The organism is Blautia sp. JLR.GB0024 (assembly GCF_037000545.1).
Classification (GTDB): Bacteria; Bacillota; Clostridia; order Lachnospirales; family Lachnospiraceae; genus Blautia; species Blautia celeris.
In genome coordinates this window covers 53,304-74,634 of sequence record NZ_JBANBF010000010.1, presented here as the reverse complement: position 1 = coordinate 74,634, position 21,331 = coordinate 53,304, and the positions used below count along the sequence as shown (strand labels likewise).

Annotated in this window: 16 protein-coding genes; 1 reads left to right on the top strand and 15 read right to left on the bottom strand. The window is 45.4% G+C overall.

Translation table 11 applies throughout. The features are described from left to right. Positions 1–48 precede the first annotated feature (48 nt). Complete coding sequence (locus V8Q34_RS19700) at positions 49–1,497, top strand: DDE-type integrase/transposase/recombinase (protein WP_335835843.1); 1,449 nt, start codon at positions 49–51, stop codon at positions 1,495–1,497. A gap of 298 nt (positions 1,498–1,795) precedes the next feature. Here V8Q34_RS19700 and V8Q34_RS19695 read toward each other — a convergent pair whose 3' ends face one another. From V8Q34_RS19695 to V8Q34_RS19625, 15 genes are all read right to left on the bottom strand, one after another. Next, on the bottom strand, positions 1,796–3,508 hold the full coding sequence (locus V8Q34_RS19695; protein WP_335836163.1) for a glycoside hydrolase family 31 protein: 1,713 nt from the start codon (positions 3,506–3,508) through the stop codon (positions 1,796–1,798). A gap of 26 nt (positions 3,509–3,534) precedes the next feature. Then, positions 3,535–4,389 (bottom strand): carbohydrate ABC transporter permease, encoded by an 855-nt coding sequence (locus V8Q34_RS19690; RefSeq protein WP_033141041.1) that lies wholly within the window; start codon positions 4,387–4,389, stop codon positions 3,535–3,537. 1 nt (position 4,390) lies between these two features. Further along, positions 4,391–5,284: a carbohydrate ABC transporter permease gene (locus V8Q34_RS19685; RefSeq protein ID WP_118593771.1), complete on the bottom strand. Its 894-nt coding sequence runs from the start codon at positions 5,282–5,284 to the stop codon at positions 4,391–4,393. A gap of 113 nt (positions 5,285–5,397) precedes the next feature. Continuing rightward, positions 5,398–6,789, bottom strand: coding sequence for an ABC transporter substrate-binding protein (locus tag V8Q34_RS19680; RefSeq protein WP_052099400.1), 1,392 nt, complete (start codon positions 6,787–6,789; stop codon positions 5,398–5,400). Between the two features lie 214 nt (positions 6,790–7,003). Continuing rightward, positions 7,004–7,741, bottom strand: a complete 738-nt coding sequence (locus V8Q34_RS19675) for a response regulator transcription factor (RefSeq protein WP_033141039.1) — start codon at positions 7,739–7,741, stop codon at positions 7,004–7,006. Then, positions 7,738–9,576, bottom strand: a complete 1,839-nt coding sequence (locus V8Q34_RS19670; protein ID WP_103732562.1) for a sensor histidine kinase — start codon at positions 9,574–9,576, stop codon at positions 7,738–7,740. Before V8Q34_RS19670 ends, V8Q34_RS19675 begins: the two co-directional genes overlap by 4 nt. Before the next feature lie 76 nt (positions 9,577–9,652). Next, the gene (locus tag V8Q34_RS19665; protein ID WP_033143760.1) at positions 9,653–10,387 is read right to left on the bottom strand and encodes a peptidoglycan recognition protein family protein; all 735 of its coding nucleotides are present in this window, start codon (positions 10,385–10,387) and stop codon (positions 9,653–9,655) included. A 132-nt stretch (positions 10,388–10,519) separates the two neighbouring features. Further along, on the bottom strand, positions 10,520–11,974 hold the full coding sequence (gene guaB / locus V8Q34_RS19660) for an IMP dehydrogenase (RefSeq protein WP_033143761.1): 1,455 nt from the start codon (positions 11,972–11,974) through the stop codon (positions 10,520–10,522). 58 nt (positions 11,975–12,032) lie between these two features. After that, positions 12,033–12,536: a DUF6106 family protein gene (locus V8Q34_RS19655; RefSeq protein WP_033143762.1), complete on the bottom strand. Its 504-nt coding sequence runs from the start codon at positions 12,534–12,536 to the stop codon at positions 12,033–12,035. 102 nt (positions 12,537–12,638) lie between these two features. Then, positions 12,639–14,264: a chaperonin GroEL gene (gene groL / locus V8Q34_RS19650; protein WP_033143763.1), complete on the bottom strand. Its 1,626-nt coding sequence runs from the start codon at positions 14,262–14,264 to the stop codon at positions 12,639–12,641. Positions 14,265–14,381: 117 nt separating this feature from the next. Then, a complete protein-coding gene (gene groES / locus V8Q34_RS19645; RefSeq protein WP_033143764.1) occupies positions 14,382–14,666 on the bottom strand; it encodes a co-chaperone GroES in 285 nt (94 codons plus the stop codon). A 382-nt stretch (positions 14,667–15,048) separates the two neighbouring features. After that, entirely contained in the window at positions 15,049–15,840 is a 792-nt protein-coding gene (gene codY, locus V8Q34_RS19640; RefSeq protein ID WP_018596076.1) for a GTP-sensing pleiotropic transcriptional regulator CodY, read from the bottom strand. Between the two features lie 837 nt (positions 15,841–16,677). Then, positions 16,678–18,768: a type I DNA topoisomerase gene (topA, locus tag V8Q34_RS19635; protein ID WP_118593773.1), complete on the bottom strand. Its 2,091-nt coding sequence runs from the start codon at positions 18,766–18,768 to the stop codon at positions 16,678–16,680. 1 nt (position 18,769) lies between these two features. Continuing rightward, complete coding sequence (gene dprA / locus V8Q34_RS19630; RefSeq protein ID WP_103733226.1) at positions 18,770–19,657, bottom strand: DNA-processing protein DprA; 888 nt, start codon at positions 19,655–19,657, stop codon at positions 18,770–18,772. Then, positions 19,654–21,180, bottom strand: a complete 1,527-nt coding sequence (locus V8Q34_RS19625; RefSeq protein ID WP_118593774.1) for a YifB family Mg chelatase-like AAA ATPase — start codon at positions 21,178–21,180, stop codon at positions 19,654–19,656. The genes dprA and V8Q34_RS19625 overlap by 4 nt, the downstream gene beginning before the upstream one ends. Positions 21,181–21,331 lie beyond the last annotated feature (151 nt).

Sequence of the window (21,331 nt, the reverse complement as noted above, 5' to 3'; positions counted from 1 at the left end):
ATAATGAGTTCACCACAAACACCAAAATACCAAAGGATTTCATTGCTCATGGACATTATACTTTATTTACTTAACTACATTCAATACCAACAGCGAATTATCCGCTATCTTTTTTCTTTTATCTGCAGATATATACCACTCAGACAGTGGGCTTTTGATGATTCCCACTCTCCGAAGTATCAGAAATTCAAAACGGATGCGCTTCCTCTCATTACAGATTTCCGTCAGGACTGGACTTATAAGGAGCTGATCCCTTACTTTGAAAAACGGTATGGTAAGAAGATCCGTCCCGTCAGCCGCCGGTCCGAGTGTGATATCCCAGACGAATGCTGCTGCCCACGCTGTGGTGCTCCTAAACCATTTCTATACAAAAATAATGGTTCCAAAGGGCAGGTCCTCTGCAAGATCTGTGATACCAGATTCTCTCCGGAACAAAGCCGTTTTTCCTCAGTTAAGCTGCGTTGTCCCCATTGTGGAAATGCTCTTGTTCCAAAAAAGAACAGGAAACACTTCATCATCCATAAATGTGTGAATCCCAAATGCCCTTACTATCTTCACAACCTTCGGAAAGTTGATAAAAAAGATCTGGATGAGGACTATGGCAGGAATAAATACAAACTCCACTATATCTACCGTGAATTCACGATAGATTTTTTTCGCATGGATTTAAACTCCCTGCCAAAGAATGCCTCCTCCCTGAAGTTCAGTAAGTTTGACTCCAACACAATGGCTCTGTGCCTGACTCTCCACGTAAATCTTGGATTGTCTCTCAGAAAAACTTCCCAGGCTTTAAAGGACTTGTATAATATCTCCATCTCACATCAGCAGATAGCGAATTACTGCAAAACAGCCGCTATCTGTGTGAAACCCTTTGTCGATCATTACGATTACGGCTCTGGCAGTGTCTTCACTGCTGATGAAACCTATATCAAAATCCGTGGTATTAAGGCTTACATCTGGTTCATCATGGATGCCGCCAAACGTTCCATCATCGGCTATCAGGTATCTGACAACCGTGGAGTTGGCCCCTGTATTCTTGCCATGAGAATGGCGTTTCGTCACTTAACGGAGCTTCCAAAGAACTTCCGTTTTATTGCTGACGGCTATAGTGCCTACCCTCTCGCTGCCCAGCAGTTCTTCCATGAGTTTGGCGAAAAGTTCAAGTTTGAGATCACTCAGGTAATTGGGCTTACCAACGACGATGAAGTGTCCGAAGAATTTCGTCCGTTCAAACAGATGATTGAACGGCTGAACCGTACATACAAGGCTACTTACAGATCTACGAATGGTTTTGATAACATCGACGGTGCCAACTATGACCTGACTCTCTGGGTTGCCTACTATAACTTTCTCCGGCCTCATAAACATGCTGGCTATAAAGTCCTGAATGAGGTTGAGATGCTCAAAGATGCGGACAATATGCCGGGCAAGTGGCAGCTTCTCATTTTTCTTGGACAACAGACGATCCTGAATCTTCAGAACCAGGTATCAGCATAACGGAGCGGAGCCGTTGTCAGGTGAAGCGTGGAATAATGGAACGAAGTTCCGTTATGCCGCGAAAGTTACTTGACATAAGGTTCACGGATGATCCTTTTTACAAAGAAAAGGGGCAACTGCGCCCTTTTCCTGCCTTCCGGCGAGGACGGGTTCGGGCAGAGCCCGATCATGGGTCAAGGGACTTGTCCCTTGTGGGTACATAGGGCAAAGCCCTATGCCCTTGGAGAGCTCAAGTATAAATATCTGCAGTTTTCAAGGTTCATTTGAGCCTATTTTTTCGGCTCAGTTTTTTCATACATCACTTGACACTATCAGACCAGATTTCATTCGGCGCTCCGGATACGCACTCCGCGCCTCCGGTTGTTCCGTACTGAGGCTGATACGGCATGCGATAGCCATGCAGTCTCATAACAGGACAGAACGTACCGTATTCAAACCATCTGATCAGAACCTCATGGAAATCCTCATCATAGATATTAGCCCCGAAAAATCCCCCGATATCTGTTGTCCACCAGGGAATCCCTGCGATTCCCATATTGAGGCCTGCTGCAAACTGGTTCTGAAGACTTTCAAAGGAAGAATGGATATCACCTGACCACACAAGTGCCCCGTATCTCTGGCTTCCGGCCCATGCACAGCGCAGCAGATTCACGATGTTTTCCTGTCCTTCTTTTTTCATGCCTTCAAAGAAGGTCTGTGCATACATTACCGGATAGACATTTCCGATCTGGACATTCGGTCCCAGATGATAACGATAATTTTCAAAATCATACACCGTATATTCCGGTTCCGCTTCATCCAGCCAGAAAATCTTCACACCCTTGTCATAATAATTCTGTTTTGCCTTGTTCCACACATACTCTCTGGCTTCCGGATTCGTCGGGTCATACTGGATGGTATTGCCCATATAAGTGTTGTCAATACGGACACCTTTTTCCACCCGTGTCAGGAGACCTTTTGCCTTCATCTCCTCAAAATTCTCACTCTTATAATCCACCATAGGCCAGATGGATACCATAAGTTCAATACCCATCTCCTTCAGTTCCGCGATCATGGCATCCGGGTCCGGCCAGTATGTCTCGTCAAATCGCCAGTCACCCTGCTTCGGCCAGTGGAAGAAATCCACTACAATGACATCAATAGGAATCTGACGGCGTTTGTATTCTCTTGCCACCTCCAGAAGCTCTTCCTGTGTCTGATATCTGAGTTTACACTGCCAGAATCCCATTCCGTATTCCGGCATCATGGGAACTTTTCCCGCTACATCTGCGTAAGCTTCCTCAATTTCAGCCGGTGTATCGCCTGCAGTGATCCAATAATCCAATTTCTTTGTGGATTTTGCTTCCCATGTGGTAATATTTTTATTGAAGCTGACACGCCCGATTGCAGGATTGTTCCACAAAAATCCATATCCAAGGGAAGACAATGCAAAAGGAACACTTGCCTGGGAATTTCTGTGTGCCAGTTCCAGTTCTGCACCTTTGACATTTAGGAATTTCTGCTGATACTGGCCCATACCGTAAATCTTCTCGTTTGGATTGGATTCAAAACGCATGGTGAGCTGATAATCGCCCCCGATGATCGGTTTGAATTCCCTTGCTTCAACCTCCAGGGAGCTGCAAGTATCCGCAAACATATCCTCTCTGTTGCGGACATATTCCTCAAGCAGTACTTCCCCCTTTTGGTTGTAAAAAGTAAGCTTTCCGATATTGTTCACTACTGCCCTGATCTTTCCGTTTGTAATTTCTGCGGAAAAATCATGTATTGCAATACTTGCCTCTTCGCGTCCCTCCGGTTTTCCATCTAATGCCCAGAGCTCATCCGGCATCTCGGGCATCTTGGAGGCGCGGACCCGGAGACTGTTCTTTCCCCAGGGTTCCACGATCACGCGCTCCGCATCATAACGGTAATACAATGCATGATCCTTTTCCTCAAAATATCCCAGTAAAAAATGATTGTCCGAACGGAAATCTCCGGTGGATGCACCTTCTTTTTTTATAATATCCGTCATTTTTTGTCCTCACTGTCCTATACTTCTTATTCTTTTACTGCACCTGCCGTCAGGCCGCCTACAATGTATTTCTGCAGGAATACAAACAACAGGATAACAGGCAGTACCAAAATTGCTCCGTATGCCATAATACAGTTCCACTTGGTTCCGTATTTACTCTGGAATTTATAGATATTTGCTGTCAATGGACGCATATCCGGTTTTACGTTAAATGTCATGGAGTATGCCAGGTCATTCCAGCCGCCCAGGAAGGAGATAACTACTACTGTGATAACACCTGTCTTGATCGCCGGAATCATGATCTTGAAGAAGGAACGGAACACACCGCAGCCGTCAATTCTGGCAGCATCATCCAGGGATGTGGGCACGCTCTTGAAATAAGGTCTCAAAGTTACAACGATAAACGGAACAGATCCTGAAGCAATTGCCAGGGATGGTCCTAAATATGTTCCTAATAAATGCAGCTTGTTAAAGATCAGATACATAGGAGTCAGCATCAGGGATGCAGGAAGCATCTGGGTTACCAGGAAGGTAAGCAGGAATACTTTTCTGCCCGGTACTTTATAACGTCCCATGCCGTAAGCTGCCGGAATACCAAATACCAGTGAGATTACCATGGATAAAAAAGCAATACAGATACTGTTCTTCAGGGAAGACAGGAATTCTGCATCCTGGAAGTTCTTGATCCAGGGCTCTAAGGTAAAATTGTGCGGATAATATGTCACAAGTTTGCCGAACGATTCCGCATCTGATTTAAAGGACATTGCAAGAATCCAGTAAATCGGAAACAGGAACAGAATGGCAACAATAACTGCGATAACACAGTTGATCAAATTTCTTCTTTTTTCTTTGGAGCTTGTTATTTTCACTTTTCCTGCCATTCTAATCATCCTCCTTTGATATGAGACGCAAGTAGAATAGTCCGACAATGAACAGGCATGCGAACAAGATGATCGCCGCTGTAGAACCTAAGGAGAATTCATACTGTTTGAAGGACAATGTATAAGCGTAAGTACCAAGAACATCAGTAGAGTTCAGAGGACCGCCGCTTGTCATAACAAACATCAAATCGAATGCTTTGAAGGTATAAATAAAACCTAACATAAGCACAGACAAAATAGCCGGTTTCATAAGCGGAAGTGTGATATAGAGGAATCGCTGGAACGGATTAGCACCGTCAACCTCCGCACTCTCATAAATCTCCGTGGAAATCCCTGTCAGGCCGGAAGTCAGCAGCAGCATATTGAACGGAATTCCAACCCAGCAGTTCACTGCAATGATCGCGATCATAGCTGTACTTCCGTTCAGCAGCCATTCCACCGGAGCGTTGATCAGCCCAATCTTCATAAACAGGTCATTGATCACACCACTGGATACATCGAACATATTCTTGCCCAGCAAAGCCGTAACAGACATGGGCATCATATAACCTACCAAGATCATACCACGGATGGGTCCGGCAAGTGTAAACTTCTTTGAGAAAAACAGTGCAAATATAAATCCTATAGTAAACTGTACAACCAAACATCCAATGGTAAATATAAATGTATTTTTAAATACCATCAAAAATGTTTCATTGTGGAATAACTCTATGTAGTTGGACAAACCTACAAAGACATCGGTTCCGCCTTTGAACGTTTTAACATTTACATTCCTGAAACTGAGCACAAAGTTATAAATCAGCGGATACCCAAGAACCACCAGCATATAAATGAATCCTGGAAGGATAAAGGTATAGCCTTCTCTTCTTTTTTTTGCCGCCATCGACATTTTCATGGATTTCACCCCTCTTCCAAATTCCTATCTGTTTCTTTTAAAAAGGTTTAAGATGTATCGCCGGGATACACCTTAAACCTTGTTTTACAGTCAGCATCCAGACTTATTCTGTATTACTTCTGTACTGCAATAGGTGTTTCTTCCAAAATAGGTGAAATCGTTGCCTGGGCTTCTTTCAAAGCTTCTGCCGGGTCTTTGTCACCCAGTAAAGCTGCCTGCTCTGCTTTGTACAGGGCTTCGGAAATGGTCGGCCAGGACTCGTGAGGTCCCCTTGCTACTGCAAATTCCATGGAATCGTTGAATACTTTGTATCTTTCATCTGCTGTCCAGAAGTCTTTCAGTTCAACTGCATCTGCACGAACCGGTAATTTTCCTGCGATTTCACACCAGTCTGCCGTGTTCTGTGCGGACTGCATATATTTCAGGAATTCTGCACACTCTTCTACATTTTCAGAACCGCTGCATACACCGAAGTTTTCGCCGCCGATAACGGTTGCCTGCTGCTCGCCTTTTGGCATTGGAGTATATTTGTATTCCCATGTTACATCGTCTTTATTATCGGTATCTAATGTAGCAATTTGCCATGTACCGGATTCCAGCATTGCCGCTTTACCTGCGATCCAGGCATTGTAAGCATCGCCCTGTCCCCAGTTTACAGCTTCTTTACTCATATATCCGTCTTTTACCAGATCACTTAAGAATGTCAGCGCATTTACTGCCTTGTCACTGGAAACATCTGTGATGTCTGCTCCTGCTCCATACAGCCACGGAATGAACTGGAAGGTTCCCTCTTCATTGGCGATTGCTGACATGGCAAATCCATAGACACCATTTGCCTCATCTGTGGTCTTCTCGCATGCTTCTTTGAATTCATCCCATGTTGTCGGCGGATTTTCAATTCCTGCAGCTTTTAAAAGGTCCATGTTGCAGAGTAATGCCAGACAGTTTGAGTTGTTCGGCAGTCCGTAGTATTTGCCGTCAGCATCCATACAACTGCTCAGAGGTCCTTCATAGAACTGGTCCAGATCAGACCATCCCTCCAGATATTCGGTGATGTCCGCAAATACTCCCAAAGAAATGTAGGAAGCCATATCCGGTGAATCTACCATACCGATGTCAGGAAGCTCTCCTGATACAGCACCGATCGTATACTGTTTCATCAATTCATCACGTGATACAAAAGTAGGTACAATGTAGATATCACTTTGCTCTTCGTTGTATTTCTTTACAACTGCATTTAATGCGTCAGCCTCATGCTCAAAATAATGCCAGAGGGTAACTTCTTTTCCGCCATTGGGCTCACCTATGTCTGCTGCAGTAGCTTTTGTTCCTGTTTCAGTCTCTGTGGAACCGGTGTCCGCATCATCTGCGGTATCCTCTGTACCGGTATCTGTACTGTCAGTCTTAGTGTCGCTGCCTCCCGAACTGCCGCAGCCTGCTGTCATGGTCAATACCATTGCAGATGTCATGGTCAGTGCCAATGTCTTAACAACTTTCCTCTTCATTTTGTTTCCTCCTTTTGTTTTTTTGTTTCTTAGGATGTCCTTATTATAGCGTTTAAATGATATTTCAAAAACCGCCGCTTTTAAGATTCGGATTAATTTTTTAGGGTATTTTTTTAATATTGGAGTAAAAAATTAATATTTTTTATTTTTCATTGTATATATTGTACATTTGCAGCATATATTGACAGCATTTTACACACAAAAAAGCGAGACACTAACGTCTCGCCTTTATAAACTCCGTCACATTGACTCCAGTCTCTTCTTTGAAGCATTTGTTAAAATACTTGGGATCTGAAAATCCCACACTATACAGTACCTCGTCCTTAGAAATTTCCCCTTCCAGCAAAAGTTCCTGGGCTTTCTCAATCCGGTATCTCCGAAGGAACCTGGAAAAATTCTCTCCCACATCTCTGCTGAACAGATAACTGAAATATTCCGCACTGACACCCAGGTCTGCAGCCAGATCTTTCTGTGAAATTTTAGATGCATAAGAGCATTCTATAATATGCATTGCCTTTAAAATAAGCGGATGCGCATTGGGATATCTGCTTTTTAAATCCCTGTTCTCTTTATCCCAGACCACACTGTTGTGCTCCTCCAGTCTGTGTATAATATCCTCAATGTCCTCAGGGACCAGAGGCTTCACCAGATAATCCGTGACCCCAAGAGAGATGGCCTGCCTGGCCAGTTCAAATTCCTCATACGCGCTGATGATCACAAACTTAGTCTTCATATCCTGAGCTCTTGCTGCTCTAATCAGAGAGATTCCATCCATATAGGGCATTTTAATATCAGTAAAGACCACATCAGGCTCTAATAGCTTCATGAGTTCAAATGCCTCTTTTCCGTCCGCCGCCTCACCCACGACCTCATGCTTATCCGAAGCCATCATGATCAGATTTCTGAGTCCTCTGCTGGCCCTCTTCTCATCTTCTGCTATAAGTATTCTCACACTAATTCCTCCTCCTGGCATATCTCACTCTGTTTTTTCAACTCTGATTCCGGGATTGGAATCCAGAATATAAAGGAGGTTCCTGAATCCAGATTTGTCTGCATTTGGATATCCAGATTTTCTCCATAATACATACGCATTCTTGTAACAACATTTAATATTCCTATCCCTACCTTCTGACGCTGCAGCACAGGTGCCATTCCTTTTGACTCCAGGATATTTTTTATTACCTTTTCAGTTTCAGAATCTATTCCGCTTCCATTATCTTTTATCTCTATTCTTAAGCGGCCTTTTTCCTCTGAAACAGTGATCTTCACCATTCCCCCCTCATGTCTTCCCTCAAACCCATGAAGGATGGAATTTTCTACAAATGGCTGGAACATCAGCTTACAGCATGGCCAATAACCGTATTCCTCTTCAAAATCAATAGAATAATCAAATACATTCTCAAATCTTGTCTTCTGCAGATAAAGATACTGGTCAATCCAGGCTATCTCCTGATACAGATATACATCCTGGCATTTCTGGTCAAAGGTATAGCGTAGTATGTTGGAAAGCTTTTTGATCAGCACAGATACCTGACGATTTCCCGCCTCTATAGCTTCATAGTTGATCGTACCCAGTGTATTACATATGAAATGTGCATTGATCTGGGATTCCAGGGCCTCCCGCTCTGCCTGATGCTGGCGCTCAATGGACGCCAGTGTCTCCTCATGCTGTCGTTTCATGGCAAGATTTTTCTCTTCCAGTGCTTCGATCATTCTATTGTACTCATCCGCAAGCTGCCAGATTTCATGTTTTCCTTCTATGGAAATCTTACTGTGGAAATTTCCTTTTTTCACTGTCTTAATAGACTCTGAAATCTTTGTCACAGGCTTGAGAAGATAACGCATGAAAAAAACAGTCAGAAATATGTAGGCCGCCAGAATCAGAATATAGATGATGACACCCCTGTTGTAAATCTGGTCCACATGCTCCTGCATTTTATGCTCATCCATCAAAATATTCATAGTCCAGCCAAAATAGCCCAGCTCACGGCTGATCACCTGTATCTCATCATCACGCACCAGGCTGTCCTCTGCGGTACCGATATATTTATCCATATTATGGTAGAGAATCTGTCCGTTCTCATCTGCGATGTAGCCCTGCGCATATTTAACTTTTGGTATCTCCACTGTGTTTAAAAATTCTTTAAAGACATCCATATTATAGCTGACGATCAGAACATTTTTCACTTTTTTAAGCCCGGTCCTGTTGCCGATCAAAGGATATGCCACGTGAAAAAGGCGCAGGTCAGAATCCTGCGGATGCACACTTGGCTCTGTGGATGCCATGTACAGGGGAATATAGTAGTTATTCGTATTGTTCATGACCTCCTGAAACATTTCACGCAGATACTTATCGTTGTCATCATCCCACATAGCCCCGTCGGAACGCTTATAACGGTCATACTGGCACATCAGGCCATCCTCACCCACAATGGCTACGGCAACTGTATTCTTAATATAATCATAGTCTGACAGGGTATTATATAATGCACTATATCCATTGCTGTCATAAAAAGATTGGACTTTATTATATATATCCGCAGATACCACCATCTCACTGCCAAAATTTATATGCTCTTTAATAGAATAATTCACATTTTTCTGAACAGATACCAATACTGCATTCTCTGTTTCAAAGCTTTGTTCCACAAGATAGTTCAGGTACTCATTTTTCAGATATCCCTGAAAAACCAGTGCCATCACCAGAACCGCCAGCGTGAACACAAGAACAAAAGAAGAAACGATATGCTCTTCAAAATATGTCTTTATCTTTCTGTATATACGCATCGAATCCCCCCTTTTCTTTTTACAGCCATACCGTTAGTGCGTTCACACCCTGGTGGCTCCTTAAGACCAAACGATGTTACCCTTCCGCCGCCTTCACTTCCTCAGCCACCACCTGGATCTGCCCGTCCACATCCTTTTTAAACTGCTCCCAGGCATCGGGGTGGTCCACAAAGTATTTGGGGCAGATTTTCTCTGTCACATCGTAGTGGCGGATCACATCACTGCTCTTTAAATCAAAACGGTAGCAGAGCCATCCAACCAGCTTCACAAGGGAGTCATAGGTTGCCTGGGTAAATTCGCCGGTCTCATCCTTGTGGCAGCACTCGATGGACAAGGTGTCGTCATTGCGGGAATTGGAGGCATAGGCGATCTCTGAACTGGGAATACACTGGACGATCTCGCCCTCGATTCCTATGACGAAATGGCTGCTCACTTTTGTCTCGTGGCTGTCCTTCAGGCCCTCAAAATAGTTTCTGTTTTCCGCTGCCGTGCTTCCCGGATTGGCGGTATAATGCACCACAACGCCTTTTATTTTCTTCAGAGGGATACCCGGCCTGGAATACTCGTTTACATCCAGCAGGTTCACGTCAAAAGGCGGCGCGCCGATAAAACTGCCGTTCTCCTGGGTGACCTGGGCCTGCAGTTTTTCCAGTTTGGCCTCCTGTATCTTTCCTGTCATTATTTTTATAACCCCTATTGCGAAAATGATTCCCAGCAGGACCAGGCCGAAAAGCATGAGCCTTCTGTTTCTCTGTTTCCTTCTGTTTATCCTTCTGTAATCCCTTCTGGTATTTCCTCTCCTTTGTCCCATAAGCGTTTCTCCCCATTTATGTACATTTCCTGTATCACAGGCTTCCCCTTTATAAGACAAAAGGCTGTTGCCACTTTAGCAACAGCCTCTGTTCTTGTATCGATAGGAGATACACAATGCCTGTGCTTCCTATTATTCGTCTACACTGTAATTCGGTGCTTCTTTTGTAATGTGAATGTCGTGCGGATGAGATTCTTTCAGAGACGCAGCTGTGATTTTTACAAACTGACCGGTCTGCTTCAGAGTCTCGATATCTTTTGCACCGCAGTAACCCATTCCGGAGCGGAGACCACCCACTAACTGGAATACGGTATCCTCCACATGGCCTTTGTAAGCAACTCGTCCTTCCACGCCTTCCGGAACCAGTTTCTTGGCATCCTGCTGGAAGTAACGGTCCTTGCTGCCGTTCTCCATTGCCGCAATGGAACCCATGCCGCGGTAAACTTTGTATTTTCTTCCCTGGTATAATTCAAAATCTCCGGGGCTTTCGTCACATCCTGCGAAGATACTGCCCATCATGCAGACATTGGCTCCTGCCGCAATGGCTTTTGTCATATCTCCTGAATACTTGATACCGCCGTCTGCGATGATCGGGATGCCTGCCTCTTTTGCGGCAGCATAGCATTCCATAATTGCAGTGATCTGCGGTACACCGATACCTGCAACCACACGTGTGGTACAGATGGAACCGGGTCCGATACCAACCTTGACAGCATCCACACCAGCCTCGATCAGGGCTTTTGTAGCTGCTCCGGTTGCCACATTACCTGCAACTACCTGCAGATTCGGATGTTTTGTTTTGATTTCTCTGACTGCTTTGAGAATGTTGGCGGAATGTCCGTGGGCTGAGTCCACAACAACAACATCGACCTGTGCCTCCACTAACGCGTCAACACGTGCCATGACATTGGCTGTGATACCCACTGCGGCACCGCACAGCAGTCTTCCCTGCTCGTCCTTTGCGGATAACGGATATTTTATCTGTTTCTCAATATCTTTAATGGTAATAAGACCTTTTAAGTTGAAGTTTTCATCGACAATCGGAAGTTTTTCTTTTCTTGATTTTGCCAGGATTTTTTTTGCTTCCTCTAAAGTCACTCCTTCTCTGGCTGTGACCAGATTCTCTGATGTCATGCTCTCTTTGATCTTCTTACTGAAATCCTCTTCAAATTTCAGATCACGGTTGGTGATGATACCTACCAGCTTCCTGCCCTCAGTAATGGGAACACCAGAAATACGGAATTTTGCCATCAGATTGTTGGCATCCTCCAGAGTATGTTCAGGTGAGAGATAGAAAGGATCTGTGATAACACCGTTCTCGGAACGTTTTACCTTGTCCACCTCATCTGCCTGTGCTTCTATAGACATATTTTTATGAATGATACCGATACCTCCCTGTCTCGCCATGGCGATCGCCATACGATATTCGGTAACTGTATCCATTCCTGCACTCATCATCGGAATATTTAACTTCACTTTTTTTGTCAGATTCGTCGACAAATCAACCTGATTGGGGATTACTTCGGAATATGCCGGAACCAGCAGCACATCGTCAAAAGTAATGCCTTCACCAATAATCTTACCCATTTTCGTTCTCCCTTCGTTTGTTTATAGTAAAATAATATAACAAATTACGACAAACCTGTCAATCCGTAAAAACTTTTCTCGGACAGCTTTTTTCAATATTTTTGATCAATTCCATGTCCGGCTCGATCAGCACTTTACAAACCTCTTTGTCGTCCGGGATGATCATGGCATAAATATTATGAGATGGATTTCCGGATGAAAAATCAAAAACCTTCATATTTTTATTATGATTCTGGTAGTCCAGACGATGTGACTTGAGGGGTGCCATAATTTCCATCTTTGAAAGGTCCAGGCTCTTTATTCTCTTTCTCTTTGCCTTGGAAGCGATCCTGTCAATGTCCAGTTCTCCATTCACATAGAGATATTCAAATTCCAGATCCAGGTTCGGCAGCAGAAAATAGGCAGCCACTCCCAGAACCACAGCTACAACCAAGGCAATCGGTGTAAATAAAATACCGGCAACTGCAGCCAGTACGATCAATGCGATAACCAGTACCTTGATTGCCTTCTCCTTCATCGTCTGCTCCTTTTTCACGAGCAGCTCTGAGTACGCGTCGTTCATGTTTTCCTCCTTTAGTATCAGCTTTTGCTTATAAGTCTATCACAAAGAAATGCCGGTGTCCATATGACACCGGCATAAGAAATGTGAAATTTCTATTATATATTACATCATTCCCATTCCAGGAGCACCGCCTGCCGGCATAGCCGGTGTTTCTTCTTTGATGTTGGAAACAACAGCTTCTGTTGTCAGCAGAGTACCTGCAACGCTTGTTGCGTTCTGCAGTGCGCTTCTTGTAACTTTTGTAGGATCCAGGATACCTTCTTTGACCATATCCACATATTTCTCGTTTAATGCGTCAAATCCTACACCTGTCTCGGATTCTTTTACTTTGTTGATGATAACAGAACCTTCCAGACCGGCATTTGCTGCAATGTGGTACAGCGGGGATTCCAGAGCTTTCAGAACAACCTTAGCACCTGTCTTCTCGTCTCCGTCCAGTCCTGCGATCAGTTTCTCAACTTCTTTGGATGCGTGGATGTAAGCAGATCCGCCGCCTGCGATGATACCTTCCTCAACTGCTGCTCTTGTAGCATTCAGGGCATCTTCCATACGCAGTTTTGCTTCTTTCATCTCTGTCTCGGTAGCAGCACCTACACGGATAACAGCAACGCCGCCGGCCAGTTTTGCAAGTCTTTCCTGTAATTTCTCTTTATCAAATTCAGATGTTGTCTCAGTGATCTGATGTTTGATCTGAGCGATTCTTGCATTGATATCTTCTTTGTTGCCTTCGCCGTCAACGATAACTGTGCTTTCTTTCTGTACTTTAACAGATTTTGCACGTCCTAACTGATCCATGGTAACGTCTTTTAATTCCAGACCCAGTTCGTCGGAGATCACAGTACCGTTTGTCAGGATCGCGATATCCTGCAGCATCTCTTTTCTTCTGTCACCATATCCCGGAGCTTTGACTGCTGCCACGGAGAAGGTTCCTCTTAATTTATTTACGATCAGGGTTGTCAGAGCTTCGCCTTCAATGTCTTCAGCGATGATCAGCAGTTTTGCGCCTGATTTTACGATCTGCTCTAAAATAGGAAGTAAATCCTGGATGTTGGAGATCTTCTTGTCAGTGATCAGAATATAAGGATCATCCAGAACAGCTTCCATCTTATCCATATCTGTAGCCATGTATGCGGAGATATAACCTCTGTCAAACTGCATACCTTCTACCAGATCCAGCTCTGTCTTCATGGTCTTGGATTCTTCAATTGTGATAACACCGTCATTGCTTACTTTTTCCATAGCATCTGCTACCATTTCGCCCACTTCATCATCGCCGGCGGAGATAGCTGCTACTCTTGCGATCTGGTCTTTTCTTTCGATCTTGCCGCTCATCTTCTGAATAGCGTCAACTGCAACATCTGTTGCTTTCTTCATACCTTTTCTCAGGATGATCGGGTTAGCGCCTGCTGCCAGGTTCTTCATACCTTCGTTTACCATTGCCTGTGCCAGAACAGTTGCTGTGGTGGTACCATCACCTGCTACATCGTTTGTCTTGGATGCAACTTCTTTGATCAGCTGAGCACCCTGGTTTTCAAATCCGTCTGCCAGCTCGATCTCTTTTGCGATTGTAACACCGTCGTTTGTGATAAGCGGAGCGCCGAAAGATTTGTCAAGAACAACGTTTCTTCCTTTCGGTCCTAAAGTTACACGAACGGTATCAGCTAACTGGTTTACACCACTTTCAAGGGCAGCTCTTGCTTCTGCGCCGTATTTGATTTCTTTTGCCATGATTCGATTCCTCCTGAAATTAAAATAATGTCTATTTCTGTTTTCTGGTTTTATTCATGTTAATAGAGTTTCCGTAAAATCAGCTTCTGCTGCTGTCTCTTCGCCGACAGCTTCCTGTTATTTTACTACTGCAAGGATATCGCTCTGCTTAACGATGATGTACTCTTCGCCGTCAAGCTTCACTTCTGTACCAGCATATTTGGAGTAGATCACCTGGTCACCTTCGGCAACTTCCATTTTGATCTCTTTGCCGTCAATCACTCCGCCCGGTCCTACTGCTACAACTTCTGCCTGCTGTGGCTTTTCCTGTGCCTGGCCCGGTAACACGATTCCGGATTTTGTGGTCTCTTCTGCAACCAACTGTTTTAATACAACTCTGTCTCCTAATGGTACTAATTTCATATCTATTGCCTCCTTTTAGAATTCTCTGCTTGTTATTAGCACTCATTTGATTCGAGTGCTAACCGTTAGTCATATATTAGTGAATCTGCCGCATTTCTGCAACTTCTTTCATCTCCAATTAATTGAGTTAATACTAATTATTTCTCATTTTTTCTCTTGTATTCTCGTTTTATCTCATCTTTTTAATTTTCATTGAATTTTATATTTATTTTAGAATCTTTATATTTCCGCATGAAAACCGGGTTCCGGGCCATCCCATAGCAAAAGTTTAGCCCAAATCTGCTGACCGCATACAGTATTTTCCGTAAAAATATAAAAACCCAAAGAAAACCGGAGGTTATTTCCTACTATATGAATAACCTCCGGTTTTCTTTCCATGCATTTACTGTTTTTTCACCAGTTTGCGTTTCTTGATCTCTTCCAATTCATCAAAGATCACTTCATTGAGCACTTTGATATAGGTTCCTTTCATGCCTGAGGACCTGGACTCAATAACGCCGGCACTCTCGAATTTTCTCAGCGCATTGACGATCACGGAACGTGTGATTCCCACTCTGTCTGCGATCTTGCTGGCAACCAGAATTCCTTCGTCCCCGTCCAGCTCATCAAAAATATGGATGATCGCTTCCAATTCTGAGAAAGAAAGCGTATTGAACGCAGATTTCACAACCTGGATCTTCCGGTTCTCCTCTGCATTCTCCTCATGTACAGAACGCATCATTTCCAGCCCAACCACTGTTGTTCCATATTCACTTACAATAATATCCTCAATATCATACCCTTTCTGATCCCTGTACATAAAAAGGGTACCCAGTCTCTCGCCGGCAATATCAATGGGGCTGATGATCGCCATATACTTACTGATGTTCTCGCCTTCAAATCCCAGTGTCTGGAGATTCACGTTCTCCTTTGTTGACAGCACGCCCAGCAGACGTTCATTGAGCAGTTTATCAATATATCCTCCCACTTCACTGTCAATCAATTCCGTAATCTCCTCCACGCCCGGACAGGTACCTACACCAAGCACCTTTCCTTTCCGGCTGATAACCAGGATATTAGAATCCAAAGTCTCCACCATCACCTCACAAATGTCGTTGAACAGCACCTTAGAAGAATTGTTGTTATGAAGCAGTTTGTTAATCTTTCTGGTTTTATCCAATAACTGTACGCTCATAGCGACCTCCTTTCACTCTATTCCTACAGAATATAACCGCTAATTTCTATTCTCTATATCCTTTTTTATTTTAACACACAATTATTCTGAAATCAATGCATGATTTTTTTATTTTCTGTCTATTTATCTCTTTCCCACAAACTTAACTTTCAAAACAATTGAAATTTCCCAGACTTCCCTTACTTTCCCCGTCTGTCAGATACTTTCCCCCATTCTCCAACTCTTCTCTCCCCCCATCCCCCAATGTCAGATACCACCCCCTTTTCCCCCAACCTTACCCCCAACTCCTCTTTCCCCACACATCCCTTTTCTCACTGCCAAATACCTGTGTGCCCCCCATCCAGCACCTTCCACATACACTGCCTTTCCCACTTCCAGATACCTGTATTAACACCTATCCAGCACTTTCCGCATGCACTGTTTTTCTCACTACCAGATACCTGTGGACCATCTATCCAGCACCTCCCACATCTCTTTTCTCTCTACCAAATACCTGTGTAAACACCCATCCAGCACTTTCCGCACGCACTGTTTTTCTCACTGCCAGATACCTGCCGCACAAAGTCCCTGGGGGCCATTGGAGGCAGATGGCTGGATGGACTTATGGGAAAAAGCGGGAAGAATGGGTGATAGAATTTGCTTCACAAAAGCAAATTCTAAGGATAGCTGAGCAGACAAAACATCAGTTTTGTCTGCGGTTCTATCCGGTTCACCCATTCTTCCCGCTTTTTTCCATTAGTCCATCCCCATCTGCCGACTGGCCTCCAGGGACTTTGTGCGGCAGGTATCGTCCGCCTTAGACAACCTCCGCTCCTGCCACCCTCTCACTTACACAAATCAGGCCTCCTGCTCCACCTCATCCTTCTTCCGTATCATCACAAACCCACAATGCTCATCCGCACAAACAATCTTATTCCCCTTCTCCAGCATATACCCACCGCAATTCGGGCATTTCTCCTTAGAAGGCTTCTGCCATGACATAAACTCGCATTCCGGATTATTCTCACATCCATAATACCGGCGCCCCTTCTTACTCCTGCGCAGCACCACATCTTTCCCGCAGACAGGACAGGGAACACCGATTTTTTCAAGATAAGGCTTCGTATTCCTGCAGTCCGGAAATCCCGGACAAGCCAGGAACTTCCCGTGCGGCCCATATTTGATCACCATATTCCGCCCGCACAGATCGCAGATAACATCTGTCACCTCATCCTCAATCTTCACTTCCTCCAGCTCTTTCTCCGCAGTCTGCACTGCATCCTCCAGATCCGGATAGAAATTCCGTATCACAGTCTTCCACTGCACAAGTCCTTCCCCCACACTGTCCAGCAGTTCCTCCATTGTGGCCGTAAAATACACATCCACAATACTGGGGAATGACTTCTTCATAATATTATTAACGACTTCGCCCAGCTCCGTCATATACAGATTCTTATTCTCCTTCGCCACATACCGCCTTGCAATGATCGTGGTGATCGTAGGGGCATAGGTACTTGGACGTCCGATTCCCAGTTCCTCCAGCGCCTTTACCAGTGTAGCCTCCGTATAATGTGCCGGCGGCTGTGTAAAATGCTGCTGCTCATGGAATCCCTGGAAGGAAAGCTCTGTGCTCTCGTCCAGTCCTTTTGCAAGGAAAGAATTCTCTGTCTTCTCCTCATCCTCCTGCACATAGACAGCCATAAAGCCGTCGAATTTCAGCTTAGAGGCAGCCATGGTAAAATAATACTCTCCGCCCTTGATCTTCACGGATGTAGTCTCATATTTTGCATTCTGCATCCTGCTGGCAGTAAAGCGTTTCCAGATGAGCTGATACAGCCTGAACTGGTCTCTGCTCAGAGATTCCTTCAGAGAAGCAGGTGTCCTTGAAATATCTGTTGGACGGATGGCTTCATGGGCATCCTGTATCTTTTTCTTCTTATCATCCTTTTTCTCCTGGGTCAGAGTGTATTCCGGCCCATACTGGGAAGTGATGTATTCATGAGCGGCAGATTCAGCCTCCTCAGAGATCCTGGTGGAGTCTGTACGCAGATAGGTGATAACACCCACTGTGCCGTTCCCTTTAATATCAATTCCCTCATAGAGCTGCTGCGCCAGACGCATGGTCTTCTGTGTGGAAAAATTCAGCACTTTCGATGCTTCCTGCTGTAAGGTACTGGTAGTAAACGGAAGCGGCGGCTTTTTCGTTCTCTCGCTCTTCTTCACCTCAGCCACTTCATAGCTGGCGCCCTCCAGCCCGGCAAGGATCTTATCCAGTTCTTCCCTTGAGCCGATGCTCATTTTTTTGTTTTTATTTCCATAGAACTTGGCGATCAGCGGCTTCTTTTCGCCTTTGACAGCAAATTCCGCATCCAGTGTCCAGTATTCCTCAGGGATAAATGCATTGATCTCATCCTCACGGTCCCCGATGATGCGCAGGGCCACTGACTGTACACGGCCCGCACTGAGCCCTCTTTTCACCTTAGCCCAGAGTACCGGACTGATCCTGTAACCAACCATGCGGTCCAGCATTCTTCTGGTCTGCTGCGCATCCACCAGATTCATGTCAATGTCGCGCGCCTCTTTAATAGAAGCTTTCACTGCAGTTTTCGTAATCTCATTGAATGTAATTCTGCGCATCTTCTTCTCGTCCAGTTTCAGCGCTTTGGACAGGTGCCAGGAAATGGCTTCTCCTTCACGGTCGGGGTCAGTTGCAAGATATACCTTGTCCGCTTTTTTCGCGGCCTTGCGAAGCCCCGCCAGGATATCCCCCTTTCCCCTGATAGTTATATATTTAGGTTCGTAATCATTCTCCACGTCGATTCCAAGCTGGCTTTTGGGAAGATCCCTTACATGTCCGTTGGACGCCATGACCTCATAATTTGAACCGAGAAATTTCTTGATTGTCTTCACTTTTGCCGGTGATTCCACAATCACTAAATATTTCGCCATCTCAACCTCCCGTTCTGGCATAATAATTTTTGACTGGCTCTGCTACAAGCCCCTTCAATTCCAGTTTCAATAATATTTCCTGAATTTCCCCAGGATTTAGTTCTACCTGAAGGAAAATCTCTTCCAGATATTTTGGCCTCAAATCCAGACAACTATACACCATTTCTTCCCGGCTTGCAAGCCTAAAGTTTGATTTTGCCTCCAAATCTGTTTTTAATTTTTCCGAAATCTGAAGTTCATCCAGAATAATATCCACGGAGTTTGCAATGCCTGCGCCTTCAAAAATCAAGTTGTTGCATCCCTCACTGAGTGTATCCCCCAAGCGCCCCGGAAGGGCATAAACAGTCTTTCCCTGCTCCAGTGCAAAGTTCACAGTAATCAGGGAACCGCTCTTTTTCCCTGCCTCTATGACCAGTACCAGATCCGCCAGTGCACTGATGAGCCGGTTCCTCCTTGGGAAATGGTAGGGAAGGGCCGGTGTCTGCGGCTCATACTCTGAAAGTACGCCTCCCCGGAACGGAATCCTTCTATATATATCCATATTCTGCCTGGGGTAACAGATATCCACACCGTTGCCCAGAACCGCAAAGGTCTCTCCTCCGCCGTCCAGCGCTCCCCTGTGCGCCCAGCCGTCCACACCTCTGGCCATTCCGCTTATGATCTGGATCCCGAACCGGGACAGCTCTTTTGCAAAGTAATACGCCTGTGAGCTGCCGTAACTGCTGCACCTTCTGGCCCCCACAATAGCCACACTCTTTTTACGGCTGTCCGGAAGTTTTCCCTTCACATACAAATATTCCGGCATGTCCTCAAAACATCTGAGCTTGTCCGGATAGGCTTTTCCTGTCTTGGAACAGCAGAAAATCTTCTCTTTTTCCATGTATTTCATACCTTCTTTCTCTCCAGTCCTCTGTAGCACACAGCCTCACTGATCTGTGCTTCCTTGATCTCTTCTTCCCCATCCAGGTCTGCGATCGTACGTGCTGTCTTTAAAATCTTATGATAGGCCCTGGCACTTAAATTCATCTTTTCGTAAGCTTTTTCCAAAAGGCGCTGTCCTTCACGACTGACACTGCAGTATTTTTCCACCTGTTTTCCGGACAGTTCCGAATTATAGCATACCTTCAGCCCCTGATACCTGTCCTGCTGTGCCAAAAATGCCTTTTCTACCCTTTTCATAAGCTCTGCCGAACTCTGTCCCGCCTTCCCGCCGGAAATCTCCTGATACGTCATGCAGGCCGCTTCTGCGCAGATGTCTATCCGGTCCAGTATGGGGCCGCTGATTTTCCCGGCATACCTGCTGATATCCCTGTCCGTACAGGTACAGCGCTTCAGATCCGGATATCTGCCGCAGGGACAGTGGTTCATTGCTGCCACCAGCATACAGTGTGCCGGAAATTCATAAGAACCCCCGGTTCTGGCGATCATCACCTTATGCTCCTCCAGGGGCTGTCTCAGTATTTCTATGGAATTGTGGGAAAATTCAGGAATTTCGTCCAGAAAAAGAACGCCTCTGTGTGAAAGTGTGATTTCCCCGGGCCTTGGAATTCTGCCGCCTCCGGCCAGCGCCTGGGGAGAAATGGTGTGATGCGGTGCCCGAAATGGCCTTGCTGACATAAATGGCTGTTCCTCTGTCAAAAGCCCTGCGACACTGTATATTCTGGATACTTCCAGACTCTCCTCTCTGGAAAGCCGCGGCATAATAGTAGGAATCCTGCGGGCGATCATCGTCTTCCCCGCACCCTGAGGCCCTGTCATGAGAAAGTTATGGAACCCGGCAGCCGCAATCACGGCAGCCCGTTTCACAGTCTCCTGTCCCTGGATCTCCCTGAAATCCACATTATAAACAGGTTCTTTAAGATTCTCCCGGTCATATATCCTCTGGTCTTCCACACCCCATTTTTCCCTGCCAGACGCGTCCAGAAACTCCTGCAGGGACTCCACTCCCAGAACCTTTATCTTTCCTGTTGCCAATGCCTCCCTGCAGTTGCCCACAGGAACGATACAGAGCCAGCACCCGTTTTGCGCCGCGGTCTCTGCCAGAGGCAGGATACCTCTGACGCTGTTTATCCTGCCGTCCAGCCCCAGTTCACCGGCCAGCATCACACCGCTTAATTTCTCCTCTTCTATGTATCCGAACGCTGCCAGAAGTGCGGCTGCAATGGGCAGGTCAAACCGGTTCCCCTCCTTCCGCACATCTGCCGGCGCCAGATTAACCGTGATCCTTTTGGGCGGCAGGCTGATCTTCGTGTTTCTGATCGCCGTTTTCACCCGCTCCTGGGCCTCCCTCACCTGGGATGACAGGTATCCGACCATATTAAATACAGGCAGACCGCTGCTCACATCCGCCTCTACCCGTACAGGAACGCAGTTCACACCGCAGATAGCTGCTGACATAACACTGCTGAACATACAGATACTCCTTTCCCCCGCAGCAGGACAGAAATACCCCTCCGGCGCGGGTGTACATATTCTCTTTTTACTTGCTTCATTTGTTTTGGAAACAACGGTGGAACCACCTGGAAAGAAATGCGGGAATCCGCTTTCTGACTTATTATTACTG

Bases quoted from the DNA above. Each gene is read 5' to 3' on its own strand.
- codY (WP_018596076.1), bottom strand. From the start codon at position 15,840: ATGAGCGTACAGTTATTGGATAAAACCAGAAAGATTAACAAACTGCTT.
- V8Q34_RS19655 (WP_033143762.1), bottom strand. From the start codon at position 12,536: ATGAACGACGCGTACTCAGAGCTGCTCGTGAAAAAGGAGCAGACGATG.
- V8Q34_RS19680 (WP_052099400.1), bottom strand. From the start codon at position 6,789: ATGAAGAGGAAAGTTGTTAAGACATTGGCACTGACCATGACATCTGCA.
- V8Q34_RS19700 (WP_335835843.1), top strand. From the start codon at position 49: ATGGACATTATACTTTATTTACTTAACTACATTCAATACCAACAGCGA.
- V8Q34_RS19670 (WP_103732562.1), bottom strand. From the start codon at position 9,576: ATGCGTATATACAGAAAGATAAAGACATATTTTGAAGAGCATATCGTT.
- topA (WP_118593773.1), bottom strand. From the start codon at position 18,768: ATGGCGAAATATTTAGTGATTGTGGAATCACCGGCAAAAGTGAAGACA.
- groL (WP_033143763.1), bottom strand. From the start codon at position 14,264: ATGGCAAAAGAAATCAAATACGGCGCAGAAGCAAGAGCTGCCCTTGAA.
- guaB (WP_033143761.1), bottom strand. From the start codon at position 11,974: ATGGGTAAGATTATTGGTGAAGGCATTACTTTTGACGATGTGCTGCTG.
- V8Q34_RS19690 (WP_033141041.1), bottom strand. From the start codon at position 4,389: ATGGCAGGAAAAGTGAAAATAACAAGCTCCAAAGAAAAAAGAAGAAAT.
- dprA (WP_103733226.1), bottom strand. From the start codon at position 19,657: ATGAAATACATGGAAAAAGAGAAGATTTTCTGCTGTTCCAAGACAGGA.
- groES (WP_033143764.1), bottom strand. From the start codon at position 14,666: ATGAAATTAGTACCATTAGGAGACAGAGTTGTATTAAAACAGTTGGTT.
- V8Q34_RS19665 (WP_033143760.1), bottom strand. From the start codon at position 10,387: ATGGGACAAAGGAGAGGAAATACCAGAAGGGATTACAGAAGGATAAAC.
- V8Q34_RS19695 (WP_335836163.1), bottom strand. From the start codon at position 3,508: ATGACGGATATTATAAAAAAAGAAGGTGCATCCACCGGAGATTTCCGT.
- V8Q34_RS19685 (WP_118593771.1), bottom strand. From the start codon at position 5,284: ATGAAAATGTCGATGGCGGCAAAAAAAAGAAGAGAAGGCTATACCTTT.
- V8Q34_RS19625 (WP_118593774.1), bottom strand. From the start codon at position 21,180: ATGTTCAGCAGTGTTATGTCAGCAGCTATCTGCGGTGTGAACTGCGTT.